At 35.6% G+C, this 15,447-nt stretch carries 12 protein-coding genes and 1 pseudogene; 7 read left to right on the forward strand and 6 right to left on the reverse strand.

The window, feature by feature from the left end; translation table 11 throughout:
• Positions 1-317: 317 nt before the first annotated feature.
• Positions 318-3,815, forward strand: a complete 3,498-nt coding sequence (locus FJQ98_RS17535) for a S8 family peptidase (RefSeq protein ID WP_053594959.1) — start codon at positions 318-320, stop codon at positions 3,813-3,815.
• Between the two features lie 477 nt (positions 3,816-4,292).
• Here FJQ98_RS17535 and FJQ98_RS17540 read toward each other — a convergent pair whose 3' ends face one another.
• Positions 4,293-4,733, reverse strand: a complete 441-nt coding sequence (locus FJQ98_RS17540) for a GNAT family N-acetyltransferase (protein WP_053594958.1) — start codon at positions 4,731-4,733, stop codon at positions 4,293-4,295.
• Between the two features lie 397 nt (positions 4,734-5,130).
• Between FJQ98_RS17540 and FJQ98_RS17545 the strand changes: the two genes are divergently transcribed.
• The 5 genes from FJQ98_RS17545 to FJQ98_RS17560 are packed head-to-tail and all read left to right on the forward strand — an operon-like array spanning position 5,131 to position 8,211.
• Entirely contained in the window at positions 5,131-5,730 is a 600-nt protein-coding gene (locus FJQ98_RS17545) for a glycosyltransferase family 2 protein (RefSeq protein ID WP_053594957.1), read from the forward strand.
• A gap of 39 nt (positions 5,731-5,769) precedes the next feature.
• Positions 5,770-6,798 (forward strand): polysaccharide biosynthesis protein, encoded by a 1,029-nt coding sequence (locus tag FJQ98_RS17550; protein ID WP_053594956.1) that lies wholly within the window; start codon positions 5,770-5,772, stop codon positions 6,796-6,798.
• Positions 6,795-7,157, forward strand: coding sequence for a sugar nucleotide-binding protein (locus tag FJQ98_RS26900; RefSeq protein WP_246494232.1), 363 nt, complete (start codon positions 6,795-6,797; stop codon positions 7,155-7,157). The genes FJQ98_RS17550 and FJQ98_RS26900 overlap by 4 nt, the downstream gene beginning before the upstream one ends.
• Positions 7,123-7,650, forward strand: a complete 528-nt coding sequence (locus FJQ98_RS26905; protein ID WP_246494234.1) for an SDR family oxidoreductase — start codon at positions 7,123-7,125, stop codon at positions 7,648-7,650. Before FJQ98_RS26900 ends, FJQ98_RS26905 begins: the two co-directional genes overlap by 35 nt.
• A 15-nt stretch (positions 7,651-7,665) precedes the next feature.
• Positions 7,666-8,211, forward strand: a complete 546-nt coding sequence (locus FJQ98_RS17560; protein ID WP_053594954.1) for a ribonuclease FAU-1 family protein — start codon at positions 7,666-7,668, stop codon at positions 8,209-8,211.
• Between the two features lie 314 nt (positions 8,212-8,525).
• On the opposite strand, the pseudogene FJQ98_RS17565 reads toward FJQ98_RS17560, so the two are convergent.
• The 3 genes and pseudogenes from FJQ98_RS17565 to FJQ98_RS17575 form a co-directional block, all read right to left on the reverse strand.
• Positions 8,526-9,071: pseudogene (locus FJQ98_RS17565) on the reverse strand (DUF4261 domain-containing protein); the annotation flags it as partial.
• 84 nt (positions 9,072-9,155) lie between these two features.
• Entirely contained in the window at positions 9,156-10,139 is a 984-nt protein-coding gene (locus tag FJQ98_RS17570) for a bile acid:sodium symporter family protein (RefSeq protein WP_053594953.1), read from the reverse strand.
• Positions 10,136-11,536: an FAD-binding oxidoreductase gene (locus tag FJQ98_RS17575; protein ID WP_053594952.1), complete on the reverse strand. Its 1,401-nt coding sequence runs from the start codon at positions 11,534-11,536 to the stop codon at positions 10,136-10,138. Before FJQ98_RS17575 ends, FJQ98_RS17570 begins: the two co-directional genes overlap by 4 nt.
• A gap of 246 nt (positions 11,537-11,782) precedes the next feature.
• Here FJQ98_RS17575 and FJQ98_RS17580 point away from each other — a divergent pair, with 246 nt between their 5' ends.
• On the forward strand, positions 11,783-12,508 hold the full coding sequence (locus FJQ98_RS17580; RefSeq protein ID WP_053594951.1) for a FadR/GntR family transcriptional regulator: 726 nt from the start codon (positions 11,783-11,785) through the stop codon (positions 12,506-12,508).
• A 202-nt stretch (positions 12,509-12,710) separates the two neighbouring features.
• Here FJQ98_RS17580 and FJQ98_RS17585 read toward each other — a convergent pair whose 3' ends face one another.
• Together FJQ98_RS17585 and pdxR are read right to left on the reverse strand one after the other, a co-directional pair.
• Entirely contained in the window at positions 12,711-13,157 is a 447-nt protein-coding gene (locus FJQ98_RS17585) for a YfmQ family protein (RefSeq protein ID WP_053594950.1), read from the reverse strand.
• Between the two features lie 196 nt (positions 13,158-13,353).
• Positions 13,354-14,784, reverse strand: a complete 1,431-nt coding sequence (gene pdxR / locus FJQ98_RS17590) for a MocR-like pyridoxine biosynthesis transcription factor PdxR (protein WP_053594949.1) — start codon at positions 14,782-14,784, stop codon at positions 13,354-13,356.
• Between the last annotated feature and the right edge of the window lie 663 nt (positions 14,785-15,447).

Here is a 15,447-nt window from a genome sequence, read left to right on the forward strand (position 1 = left end):
CATTTTTAGGAACATAGCCTGTTGGGGATTATTGTTGCGTGCTTTTTCACTCTCCTTGACTGCAATCTCACAAATCGATTAGATAAGGGACACCCGTAGCCTATAAGTCTGTTTTAGCTATGGACACTTATTGGTCAAAGAGGGTATTCGAACTCCCTCCCCTTTTAGTCTGCTAACGCAACTTTTTTACCATGTATTAAATAGAAAAATACGGATTGGTTCTTTTGGAAAAATATATTTTTATTACGAAACTTTTCTATCGTCCATTCGTATTAGTATAGATGTCACAAAATAAGACATTCAAGGAGGAAATATAATTGAAGAAATGGAATAAGAAATCAATCGCTTTAGTAGCATCTGCAGCACTAATGGTTCCTGCTACTTCTGCCTTTGCTGAAGCTCCACAAAAAACAGCAAAGAACCAAGATTTAGTGAAAGTAGCTAGCAATAAGGACCAAACATTTAAAAATCAAAAAGAATGGATTAGCAAGGATACGATTATCGTCAAACATTCCGGTCTTGATAAGAATGTACATAATAAAATTGGCTCAAAAGTGATCCGCTCTATCCCTTCATTAGGTTACGATGTTATCCAACTGAACAAAGGAACAAATTTAGAAAAAGCAGTTTCATATTATGCTACACAAAAAGGGGTTAAAAGTGTATCCCCAAGCTATGTGTATCATTCCTTTGGCACAAAAACAGATCCAAAGAAACAGGATATGTATCATTTAAACCTACTTCAAATTGATAAAGCACTAGAATTAGCGGGCAACAATGATGTAAAAGTAGCCGTTATCGATTCTGGTGTGGATTTTAAACATCCAGATTTAAAATCTCAAGTGCTACCACCATATAATGCTGCAGCACCTGCCAATACTTCTTATCCTGGTGATCATGGAACGCATGTAGCAGGAATTATTGGCGCGGCAAAAGATAATGGCATTGGAGGACACGGGATTAATCCAAAAGCCAAACTTCTTCCGATTGATGTATTCAACGGAAAAGAAGGTTCCAATGATTTCGTCATTGCACAAGGCATCCTTTACGCCATTGAGCAAGGCGCTGATGTTATTAATATGAGCCTTGGCGGCTACGGAACATCTCCACTGTTAGAGGATGCAGTTCAGAAAGCCATTGATAAAGGAATTACCATTGTCGCAGCTGCTGGAAATGAATCGACAGATAACTACTCCTTCCCTGCTTCATACGAAGGTGTTATTAGTGTAGGTTCTACGAATGATCGAAACAAACTATCAAGCTATTCAAATTATGGTCCATCGGTTGACCTAGTAGCTCCAGGTGAAGAAATTTATAGTACAGTTCATGATGAGAAAAAAGGATCATCATTTGTAAAATTTAGTGGAACATCGATGGCATCTCCTGTTGTTGCAGGTGTGGCTTCCCTATTAAAATCAAAATACCCAGATTTAAAGCCTTATGAAATAGAAGCTATTCTCGAACAGACTGCAAAGGATTTAGGTGAGACGGGGTATGATCTTACATATGGACATGGTCTAGTAGATCCTGTGAAAGCATTACAGTATAATATAAAAGATTTACCAAAACAGTATTCAGAAACAAAAGGAGAGCGCTTGAAAAACGCTAAAGTCCTTAAAAAGGATACATTAAATACTGAAAAAGGTGCATTCAACCAACCGGACGAAAAGAAATGGTACAAGGTTAATTTAGATGAAAATGAATATGCTCAGCTGACATTAAACGGTGCAAACAAATATGATTATGCATTTGATTTGTACTTCTACCCTGAAGGTAACAGTAAAGAAGTAGAACCAATTAACGTCAATGATGTTCGCGTTGGCAAGCAAGAAGGATACCTATATAAAGCAGAGCAAAAGGGAACCCTTCTTATTGGAGTTAAAGATCATAATGGTAACTATAGCTCAAAGGGCGATTCTAACTATGTCTTCACAGCTCAAACAACTAATAAATTACCAATTGATTCACTAGATATGGAGCATATGGAGAATATTGAAAAATTCCCATTCAGTACAGCAGGGAAAAACTATACCCTACTTTCTGAAGATCATCTAGGTGACAAAGATTATTTTACATTTTCAGTAAATGAACCAACGACACTGAAATTTGATTTAACTGGGATTCCAGGTGTTACTGCATCCATGGAGCTTTATTTAAAAGAAGACTTAGTTAATGTACCAACAGAGGAATTCGATGCTGAAGGATTAGATGAGGCATATCCAATTCGAACATCTTATGGTACGGATAAAGGCGAAGGAGTAAACTTGGTTGTCGATGCTATGCCAGATCAAGAGTATGTAATAAGCGTATCTAATAAAAACAGTAACAATTTTTTACTTGATATGTTCTTTAGCGGCGGTATTAATACTGAAGAAACTGTTAGTGAATCAATCATTCCTTACACATTAAAAAGTGAAGTCGTAACCCTTCCTCAAGATGAAGACGGCCTTACATTTAATGGGGAAATGCAAGAAAACAACATACAAAAGGATCTTTTACCTTTAGCTGAATATAAAACAAAAAAACGTAATCAAGTAAATGATTTCATGAATATATTCATGAACCCAGATGCAATGGGACAACCAGAAAACGCTGACCAGATTATGGAACAAGCAATTCGTTTTGATATTGGTCAAGATCAAAAAGCATACTTCCAAACTGAAGATGATGAAGATTACTTCACGTTTACAGCTAAAGAAAATGCCGTTTATGGTTTCAAGATTCAAAAAGGTATCAACCAATCACCAGCTGGTAATATATTCGAATACGATGAGAAAACAAATGAATTAATCCCAGTTTCTTCATTAACTAATGATATGGGGTTACTTAGTCTACTTCTTGGATCAACAATTGATGAAAACGAAGCTAAGGCAATTGCATTGAAAAAGGATAAAACCTATGTTGTAAAAGTAATGAATCTTGGTGACCGTTCTGCTGAACCGTATACACTTAAAACAAGTAAAATGGCAGCTATTCCAGAAGAGTATAATAGAAAAAACAATACACCAAAAACTGCTAAAACGATTGGACCTAATATCACTTACAAAGATCATCTCATTTATCAAGATGATACAGATTTTTACTATTTTAGACAACAAGGCAAAGATGAAGTCATGAGCCTTCTTATTTCTTCTGCACCATATACAAAAGAACAGCTAGATCAATTACCTAAAGAACTTCAAAATGATTTGAAGTTTTCAGGCTCCATTATAGAAGATACAAATGGTAATAAGAAAATTGATCCAGAAGAAATGGCAACAGAAATTCCATTTGGACAGAGTGAAGACATCCTTCAACAACTACTAGGCCTTGGAGGAACAACAGATGTAAATACTTCTTTTAAAGCCAAAAAGGATCACGCGTATTTTATTGTTCTTAACGGAAGCAATGTTGGACAAGTATCAATCCAACCGTATACTTTAACTTTGTTTGATCATAAAAATGCAGATGAAGATGCAGATTCCAAATTAGTTAACGGTGTACCCACGAAACCAACTGTACTTACGAAAAAAGATGGTAAATGGGTAGCTACTCAATATCTAAATGCAGGGGTTCCATTTGGCGATAAAGACTATTTTGAATTTAAAAACGACAGCAAACGCGATGTGTTCTTCTCTCTTCAAACAGAAAAAGCACTAGATGGCGTCATCCGTATTATTGATGCAAACGGAAAAACAGTACAAACTTTAGATTTTTACGGAGCTGGAGATGCTGAAGTAGGTACAGTCGAACTCGATAAAGGAACTTACTATATTGAAGTAAGTGAATATTACGGCAAAGCTAGTACTCAACCATATACACTTGAAATAAAATAAGATATAAATCCCTTTGGACCGAAAAAATAAACTTAGTAAAAGGTTAGTATTTTCGGTTGAAGATAGTGTAGCAAGGAACTATTTAAATTTTCAAAAAAGTGAAGGTTTATCCCCTAGATGATTAAAAATCTAGGGGATTATTTTATTAGTGTTTCAGGTGTGTTGATTAACCATTTTTATCCACCCTAATCAACACGCCTGTTAGTGTTTTAAACTAATTCGATACTATTTAAAGTAAAGAGTATTAGGTGTTTTATTTAAACTATTTTTATTTGAAGCTCATCACCATAACATGGAGTTGATTTCCGTTCCGACTGGGCGCTTTAAAAATTTATCAATCAATTATAACCCTATATTTCCCTAATCAATATGCTAGGAAAAATAAAAAAATACTTAATGAAACAGGCTAGATTAGCGCACTATAGATTACACACACTAAAAAGCATCTTCATCCGTAATGGACGAGATGATTTTTTTCTAACCGAAATATTTAACATAATTACTATATTGATCCTGTGTCATTTCTAGCTTTTCATATAGCTTACGCGCATTAACATTGTCAGTTGCTGTTTGGAGCGTCACATAACGAGCATACTGCTGCTCACAATATTGAAATACCTTCTCCATTAATGCCCTGCCCACCCCTAGGCCTCTAGCATCTTCCGTTACATAAATATCATTTAAAATATATGCTCGCTGTAATGCAATGGAAGAAAATGTTGGATACAATTGTGCAATTCCAATAGCTTTGCCATTTTCCACAGCTATAAAAATAACGGATTCCTTTAAGGCGATTCGTAATTGTAAAAATGCCTTGGCACTGCTTACATCTGACTCAATCCCATAAAACTGGCGATATTCATCAAAAAGCACTGTTAGCTCCTCTAGTTCATTCATTGTTGCTTGAAATATTTCCATCTTATTCTCCCCTTGTGTCTACCCATGATCGTCTAAAATTATGAATCTATTTTTCATTATATAGGAAATAATGGAATAAAGAAAAGAATTCCCCCATATTCAAGCAAGAATACACTTTAGCATGGTTTTTCATCCAAATATTCAACAACTTTTTGCAACGTGAAAAGATTAGTATATTTAAGCACCATGAACAACATCTCCTCTAGCAAAATCACCTCATGTTTAAAGTGTCCCTCTCTTTTATAGAACTAACTAATGTAAACAATTGCCTACAGAGCAACTCTTGCAACGCATATTGTAATAAAGAATCCTTTGTATCGACAAAGTAAACAACATCAATGTTCCTGCTTACGCCTATTGGACACTTCTAATAACTATAAAAGAATCGAGGGTTTACATGAATATTAGCTTTTTATCACCTGCCTACAATAGTGAAGAGTGGATATTGACCATGCTGGAAAGTATCCCTAAAGAATATGCCTATGAAATTATCATTTGCGATGACGGCTCAACTGATAATACTTTAGCCATATTAAAGAACTATCAAAAAAAATGTCATGCCTTAAAAATATTAGTTCATCCAAGCAATTTGGGTGCTAGTGAAGCCTATAATCGATGTATTGCAGAAGCTACGGGTGATTATATAGCTATCATCGATAGTGATGATTATTATTTACCCGCCATCCGAAACGTTTTAGCACAAGTAGATGGTCAATTTGACATTTATTATTACAACATGTTAACAAAGGCTGGCTATGCATTTATTAAAGATGAATCCAATCGTTACAGTTTACCTGGTCAGTTTAAAATCATTCGAAGAAGTCTAATAGGTGATGCAAAATTTACGATGAGAAAGGATATTGCTGGGGATTGGGATTTTAATTGTGCCTTAATGAATAAAAACCCAACAAGTAAATACACAAATGAATTGGCATACTGGTATAACTTCCCAAGGGAAAATTCTGAATACGATTTACACCGAAGAGGATTAAAATAACGCCATTATTTCCATGCAGGAGGTGTAATTGACAATACAATGTTTACAGATAAAGTTTTACTGATAACAGGTGGAACTGGCTCTTTTGGCAATGCGGTATTAAAGAAGTTTTTGAATACCGACATTAAGGAAGTTCGCATCTTTTCAAGGGATGAGAAAAAACAGGATGATATGCGTAAGCTCTATCAGAATCCGAAAGTTAAATTTTTTATTGGCGATGTACGTGACATTCAAAGCATTCACAACGCGATGTATGATGTCGATTATGTTTTTCACGCTGCCGCTCTCAAGCAAGTCCCCTCCTGTGAATTTTTCCCACTGGAAGCAGTTAAAACAAACATCCTAGGTACTGATAATGTTTTAACGGCTGCTATTCAAGCAAGTGTTAAAAAAATTATTTGCCTCTCTACTGATAAAGCTGCCTATCCAGTAAATGCGATGGGCATTTCAAAAGCCATGATGGAAAAAACGTTTATTGCAAAGTCAAGAATGGTTCATCCAGATAAAACCTTGATTTGCGGTACACGATATGGGAATGTAATGGCTTCCCGAGGCTCTGTTATTCCTTTATTTATCGAACAAATTAAAGTTGGCAAGCCTTTAACGATTACAGATCCAAAAATGACACGCTTTATGATGAGTCTTGATGAGGCAGTAGAACTAGTTTTATACGCCTTCTCACATGCTGATAACGGGGACATTATGGTGCAAAAATCACCAGCTGCTTCTATTGAGAATTTAGCCAAGGCCCTACTCGAAATTTTTCAAGCTCAAAATAAGATACAAATTATCGGAACACGACATGGTGAAAAGATTTACGAAGTGTTATTAACAAAGGAAGAAGCTGCAAAGGCCATTGATATGGGGAATTTTTATAGAATCCCTGCCGATAATCGAGATTTAAATTATGGAAAATATCTTGATGAGGGCTCTCCTAAAATTACATTAACCGATGAATACAACTCTACTAATACGAAAATACTGTCCGTGGCAGAAATAAAAGAAAAATTATTGAAGCTCCCTTTCATTCAAGAAGAATTACATAATTGGATGGGAGGAAAACCTTGAAATTTTTAGTTCTTGGCGCTACTGGAATGGCTGGTCACACGATTTCAATCTATTTATGCTCTCAAGGGCATGATGTGACAACCTATTCAAGAACAGCCTTTTCATACGGAAAAAATATAACGGGAGATATTACTGATTCAAATTTTTTAAGGTCACTATTACTAGATCACGACTATGATTTTGTGGTCAATTGTATTGGTATATTAAATGATGCCTGTGAAACGGACCGTGAGAAGAGCATATATCTCAATAGTTATTTGCCTCATGCCATTGTATCTTTATTAAAAAACAGGAAAACTAAGCTTATTCATTTGAGTACGGATTGTGTATTTTCAGGAAAAAGCCGCTCCCTATCATGAAAAAAGCCTTCGCGACGGGGTAACCTTTTATGACCGTACGAAGGGCTTAGGGGAAATTGAAAGCACTCAACATCTGACGTTTCGCAACTCTATTATCGGCCCTGATATGAAAGAGGATGGCATAGGCCTCTTTCATTGGTTTATGAAGCAGCACGATACTATTGACGGCTATACTGGCGCAATATGGACCGGAGTTACTACCCTAACATTAGCAAAAGCAATTGAACGTGCAACAATCGAAGGGACAACAGGCCTCTATCACCTCGTCAACAATAGTAGTATTTCAAAGTTTGATTTACTGCAATTATTCAATAAGCACTTCAAGGAAAATAAAGTAACTATCCGTCCATATCAGCTCGTAAACATTGATAAAACACAAGTTAACACACGAAAAGATTTTTCATTTACTGTACCTAACTATGAAGAAATGATCATTGAGATGAAAAAATGGATATGGGGGCATAAAGAATTGTATCCTCATTATTTTAAATGAATTTGGAGGATCAGGATGCTAAAGAGAAAGTTTGGAAACCGTTCAGAATGGCAACGAGTTATAGAAAGAAAGTATAGTCAGTCATACCTTGATACTAGTGAATTTAAGGGTTTTATAACATTATTAAAAACAATCCGAGTTACTGAACCTTTATTCGTGAATTATGGAGAGAAAAACCTATGTATTGTTGATAACGGCTACATATGGTTACAACAATTTCCTCTTGAGAAAAATCATTCTGTAACAACAATGTTTGATGCTAACGGAGAAATAATTCAATGGTATATCGATATTTGCTATAAAAACTCAATAGAAAATAATGTTCCTTATATGGATGATCTATTTTTAGATCTTATCTTGTTGCCATCGGGAGAGTTGATTGAAAAAGATGCTGATGAATTAGAAGAAGCTTATTTGAATGGCATCATTGATAAATCTCTTTATGATTTGGCTTGGAACGAGCTAAACAGCATAAAAAGAGATATACGCAAAGGTGAATTTAAGTTGGTTAACCTTTCTAAACAACATAAAGATATTTTAATAAATGAATCAATTTCATAAATCATATTTTTCAAGAGCGAACTAGTCCTAATCATATGCGAATAAGATACTTCAATAGGCACAACATCCGAAACAAGAAAACAACAAACCAAGCGGAATAAAGGATCGACCAAAAGTTTATTAGGCTATACAAATGTAAAAGGTATTTTATTTGGCAGTAGCATTTCAAAATATGATGAAGCTGACATCTTAAAGGCTGAAAAAGATGGTATTACTTCCCTCACTTACGGTCGGAAATTCGCTATTAGTTAAGCAAAGTATTTTTGATTATGCAGCATAAAAGGCACCTGCTACGGTGCCTTTTTGGCATGAGACTAGTATTTAATTTTGAGAGTATCCCCACCGACATAAACTCCCTCGGAACGGGAAATTGGCAGCTTTTGCTCTGCTGAGAAGCCGATCGTTTCTCCATCTCTTAAAGTGACATTCTCTTCTACAATATATCCGGAAATAGTAATCAAAAACTCACGTAGCTCGGCAGGAGATGCTTGACTGTCCAGGATTTCAATTTCATCCTTGCCAAAGGCTTTTAGCCCATAGGTATATCCATCTACCTCGGTTTCCGTTCCGACCAGGCCGAAATAAACCAGATTCAGTAAAGGAAACATGTCGTCATTCTTCATGCCTTCAGCCATATCCAGAAAAAGTTCAGGCTGAAATACGGTGCCGGATGTATAGATCCCTATTGCGTTAGGAAGCTTTAAACAACTGGCAGCCAGCTTAGTTTATAGCCTGCCACTGTCCAGCGGAGAACCGGAGCGGGTAAATGCAGCAAGGATGATTTGAGCTACATGCGTTTGAGTAACCTCCACCGCTTCCTTCCACATGTAGTTTCCCTGTGCATAATGCTCAGCCTCACCGTACTTGTCGCTAGGCTTTCGGTACAAATGTCATTTGTAACTGACGTTGCACTTTCGCTACAAAAGACATTTGCTTTAAAGAAGTTAAATATGAGTTCCACCGTTACCTTCCTGAATCTGTTCATTAAGCTGTTTCTTTACGTTCTCCTGTTTCTTCGACCAATAAGTAGCGAGAATCGGACCAGAAATATTATGCCAAACAGCGCCAAGAACACTAGGTAGGGCAGCTAAGGGACCAAAATGAGCAGTAGCTAACGCTACACCTAGACCAGAGTTTTGCATGCCAACTTCAATAGAGATAGCTCTTCGATTACTTTCATCAAGTCCTAATACACGTCCTATTAAATAGCCAAACAGCAATCCAAATGCATTATGGAGCGCTACTGCCGCAAAAATAATGGCTCCCGCCGAAGCGATATTATTAACATTACCCGCAACAACAGCAGAGACAATGATCATAATAGCAACTACTGAGATAAGTGGAATGACATTCATGCTTTTTTCTACGACACGTGGAGCAAATCTTCTTACAACAATACCTAGTATAATTGGGAAGATGATTACTTGAATAATTGAAGTAAACATCGCCATTGGATCCACCGGCATCCATTTACCTGCAAGTAATAGTAGTATTAATGGTGTTGCAATTGGAGCTAATAACGTCGAAAAAGATGTCATTGTGATTGATAATGGTACATTGCCTTTAGCTAGATACACCATGACGTTTGAAGCAGTACCCCCTGGAACAGAGCCAAGAAGGACTAGCCCTGCAGCTAATTCCGCTGGTAAGTTCATAATATACGCAATTAAAAAAGCGGAAAGTGGCATGATAATATATTGGGCACATACACCAATGATGACTGGCACTGGATTCGTTATGACCAGTTTGAAATCAACCGCTTTTAACGTCAGCCCCATACCAAACATAACAATGCCTAGCAAAATCGTTATATATCCCCCAAATATTAAAAATGGATCTGGAGCTACAAAGGCAATAACTGCTATACAGATGACCCATACGGCAAAGTATTTTCCAGCTATCGTACTAATGGCTTCTAAAATTTTCATATTTCCACTCCCTCTTTCTTTATTTTTAAGATTTTATTTGGATTTAAGAGTCCGTCAGGATCGAGCGCTTGTTTAATCTTTTCCATCACAAGCAATGCTTTACCATGTTCTTTCTCTTGGTATTTCTGTTTACCAATGCCGACACCATGCTCTCCTGTACAAGTTCCCCCTCGTTCAAGTGCATACATCACAATCAACTCATTAAATTCATCAGCTTTTTTTATTTCATTAGAATCATTCATATCAATCATTAAAAGAACATGGAAATTGCCATCACCGACATGGCCAACAATCCCACCTGTAAGCGCTAATAAATCTAGTGCTTCTCTCGCATGGGCAATAGCACCTGCTAACTCGGAAATCGGTAAACAAACATCGGTCACCATTAGTTTTTTTCCTGGGTGTCCATGAACATAGGCGTAAGCTAAATTATGGCGAGCTTCCCACAGTTGATTTCGAGCTGCATTATCGCCCTCAAAATCAATATGTTCACAATTGTACGCTGCTACAATCTCCTTCATAAATTCAACGTCTTGCTTTAAGCCAGCTTCATTGCCTTGAAACTCTAAAAATAAGGTTGGTTGTTCCTCATAAGCTGTTTTACTATGCAAGTTCACTTGTTTTATTGAAGGTTCATCTACCAGTTCAACTCTTGCAATTGGAATTCCCGCTTGTAAAATACTAACGACTGCTTCGACAGCATCATTGACTGTTTTGAAGGATGCTCGAGCAGCCATAACATATTCAGGAATCCCATAGACTCTTAGCGTCAATTCAGTAAAGCAACCGAGCGTTCCCTCAGACCCTACAAATAGACCGTTTAAATGATAACCAGATGAAGATTTTTCTGCTAAATTCCCCGTATGAATTACCGTACCATCTGAGAGAACAACCTCTAAATCTCGAACTTGATCGCGCATAACCCCATATTTAACGGATGTTGTTCCACTAGCATTTGTTGCTGCCATACCCCCAAGTGTTGCATCTGCTCCCGGATCCACAGAGAAAAACAATCCGTATTTTTTCAACTCTTTATTCAACTGAGAACGCGTCACCCCTGGTTGAACTTTTACGAGAAAGTCCTTCTCCCTAACTTCTAATATTTTGTTCATCAGAGAAAAATCTATCGTTATCCCGTGGTCATAAGGAATAACATGCCCTTCTAAGCTTGTTCCTCTTCCAAATGGTACTATCGGTACTTTGTATTGGTTTGCTATGTTTATAATAAAACTCACTTCTTCCGTCGTTGTCGGAAACACAACAATATCCGGTAGACTGGCACTATGATACGATTCATCACTGCTATGTTGTTCTAAAATCGTTTGATTGATCGTTACTTGGCTTTCAGTAAGAACACTCCGTAGAGCAATCACTAATTCCTCATTTGTTGTAATCATTTTATTCTCCCCTTTTTACGCTCATTCTTTCAAAGTATTTGTTAATGGTATTTTAGTTGTTTGAACTATAAATATATATGTCATACCAATTTATCGAATTCTTCAAATTGGTCCAACCTTTATTATTGTACTAAATATTCAGAAAATATCAATAATTATTATTTTTATTAAATTGCTAATCAAGAAGTATTTCTGTATGATTAAAGCATTTATAGTACTACGTATTTGAGGGGAGTGACATAGGTAATGCCACAACCAAAGAAAAAAGCATATCAAGTAATTGTTGATCAAATAAGGGAATATTTTTTAAATGGGGAATTACAGCCCGGAGAAAAACTCCCGACAGAAAGAGAATTAGCGAGTCGTTTTAATGTAAGTCGAACATCGGTTAGAGAGGCACTTCGGAAGCTTGAAATCAAAGGAATTATTGAAATTAAACAAGGCAGTGGCAGTTTTATCAAAACACCAGAATACCATTCATTAGGAGAAGAACTTTCATCTACGATCATAAAAACTGAAAAAAAACTAATATATGAAATGTTAGAACTTCGCCAGGCACTTGAAGTTGAATGTGCCTTTTTAGCTTCACGACGAGCCACTTCTGAAGATTTAGAACGAATTGGTAAAGCATTAGAAATGATGGATCGAGTTAAAAATGATGTAGAATTAGGAATTCAAGCTGACCTAAGTTTCCATATTAATATTGTTCTCGCTTCACATAATTCAATATTTTTACAATTATTTCAAACCCTTAGTGAACATATGCAAGACACAATCCGTGTTACCCGAAGACAACGCTTGAAAGATCCAGAACGCACGCAAGAGACCATTGATGAACATAAAGAAATTTTCTTAGCAATCGCAGCTGGTGATGCAAATCAAGCCAAACAACTCATGGAAAAACATATTACGCAAATAAGGCGAGAATTGACAGAATCGCTTTTAAGTCATATTGGAGAACAACACGACTAAAACCACGATTTAAAGAAAGTCGTTCATCAAGTATTGAGTGCTGGGATGAGTAGTAATATAACCCCATAAAAAAATCCTCCATTCAATTGAATTGGAGGATAATTCCGGTACTATACTCACGTAATTTTCAGGGTAATAAAAAAGGGATTCTACGTTAGTGACCGAAGCCCCGACCGAATCCCTAATTTTTCGAAAAACCTTTTTAATGGTTTGCATTCGTAGTTAAAATGGTAAAATTTTGTAGGTATTCAGAACTAATACTATATGAAACAACCTTCTCCTTGTACTTCTTGACTACATCAACGTGATTGTCGTAACTAAAAACAAAGAAATCAACATCTTTTTTGCCTCTTTTTACGTTGATGACAAATGGAGTAACATTAGTCTCTGGCTGTAAAAATAATTTTTCATTGCCCGGAAATATATAGTGTTTTTTCAAAAAGGAAGCTTTATTAAAATAGTCTGTAAATCTATTTTTTTCTTCCTCTTCTAAATCCTTTCCATTAAATGTTACCGTAACATCTTTTGAATCAAGTTTTTTATGAAGTTCAAATTTACTTACTCCCCATGCCACAGCTATACTGGGAGGGCTCATTAACAATTTAATAATAGATCCAATCACTAGCGTAATAATCAAACCCGTTGTCATATCATATCAACTCTTTCAATAATTTAATCATTTTAATAGCAATTACTATATAATAAAAAAATATTTAGTAATTAGGCTATATCGATGTTTTATCATCTACCTCTCAATGATAAGGGTTTTATATTTTTTATAACCATCCAATTCGATGCTTTTTTGACCATCCAATCTAATCCACTTTTAATCATAATCCAATTGTCTATAAACTATTAAGAGCTTCTGCAAACCTTTTGATTCCTTCATCTATTGAATCTTCATCTTCCTTTGCGAAAGTAAAACGAACAAAACCATCTTCGGATCCCAGTGTAGAACCAGGAACATAAATGACGCCTCTTTTAATGGATTCTTCAAGCAATTGGGTTTCATTATAATTTTTAAGTATTTTACACCATATATGAATACCACCTTGAGGAATAGAATATTCCACCAGATCTTTTAAATAAGTATCAAGGCTTTTTACAATTTTATCTCTCCTTTTTTCTAATTCCTTCATTAAACGTTTTATATGAATTTGAAAATTTTCTGATTCTAAAAAATCATTCGCTACCCATTGTGTATAACTAGAATGACCGAAGTCGATTTGTTGCTTCGCATCGGATAATCTTTCAATCACCGATGTTGGGCCAATAATCCACCCTATTCTTAATCCTGAGGCAACAATTTTGGACAATGAACTAATGTATAATACATTGCCATTCCTATCCATTGATTTAAGGGTAGAGATTTTATCTCCTGAAAAAGCTGTTAAACTATAAGGATCATCTTCTACTACTGGAATTCCAAGCTTTGAGGATATATCTAAAACCGCTTCTTTTTTCTTTTTATTCAATAAGGAGCCTGTTGGATTTTGAAAACATGGATTTAAAAAAACCATTTTAATTCGATGCTTTTTATATAATGACTGCAAATCTTCTGGGTTTATTCCATCCTTATCGACAGGTAGATAATGTATTTGTATACCTACCGATTTGAATATCGGAAGATTAAAATTGTAGGAAGGATCTTCTATCGCTATAGCATCTCCAGGCTTTAACAAACATTGTACAATTAAATGTAATGCTTGCTGTGCTCCTGATGTTATCAGTATTGAAGAAGGATCAGTTTCGATTCCCCGACATTCTTTTACGTGTTTTGCAATGGTAGTTCTAAAGATTTCATTCCCCTGTGGATGATCGTATCCTAGGCTTCCAATAAAAGAACGTGTTGACGTTATCTCGCTTAAAAATCTTTTTGGAAAAAGTTCTTCTGACAATTCACCGGAAGCTAAATTTATTAATTTATGTTCAACCGCTTCTTTTCTTATTTTTTGCGTTACAGGTTGACTAGGTAAAAAAGAACCCGCCTCAATATACCTATTCCAGCTAGGAATCCGCTTTTTGGTTATACCCCATATATCTTTACTAATGGTAGTACCACTTCCTCTATTTCTTTCAATCAGTCCCATCGATTCTAATTCGTCATATGCATGAACAACAGTACTTCTGTTTAAATTTAGAGCACTCGCTAAATATCTCTCTGACGGCAATGGTTTATCAGGTGGAAATGTACCATCTGCAATTCCCTTTTCAATATATTCTGCGAGTTGTTTATAGATCGCTTTTTTCGCATTTCTATCAGGTTTCCAATCCATATATTCACACCTCATTATTTCCTTCAAACATGCTTAAAATTTTAGCTTTTTCTTTTAGCAATGTTATTCCTGGGAAAAGATTATATATTAATATTATTTCAATTGTAATAAACCATCCACTTTATTGTTATTTTAGCCATCCACTGAAAAAATCAATCTTCGTTTTCTATTTTATAATGAGCATGAAATAAAGTTTGATAAGGTAGTGCTGTATTTCAATATTCCCTTCTTTTTGGACAGAGAAAAAAGCACCTCCACAAACAATCCATCAGTACAGAAACTCGACTGACCGAGTACTGTAAAACTAAATCATAAGCGAAAGTACTTATTTCAATGGTTATTCTGTAAGTAATGTTTTTTGTTAAAAGAAAATAAAAAGTATGGTGGTGACACTATGGAGTTATATAAAGGGACTATAGCTATAAATGTTATAACAGCTTTCCTGAGGGTTTGTACCATTATTAAATCTATCTATGACTTTTCATATTGTCACCTCTGAGTCACCTCCTATAAGTTTCAAATATTATACACGGTAAAACAGAGCATTCTAAGAGCCCGCTTCATTCATAAAATAATTGTAAAATCAAAAGGGTTTAGAAGTGGATTATTGCACTTCTAAACCGTCTGTTTTTTTATGTTTCAACGAATATTAAATTACCGATT

This window comes from Lysinibacillus agricola, from assembly GCF_016638705.1.
Lineage (GTDB): Bacteria > Bacillota > Bacilli > Bacillales_A > Planococcaceae > Lysinibacillus > Lysinibacillus agricola.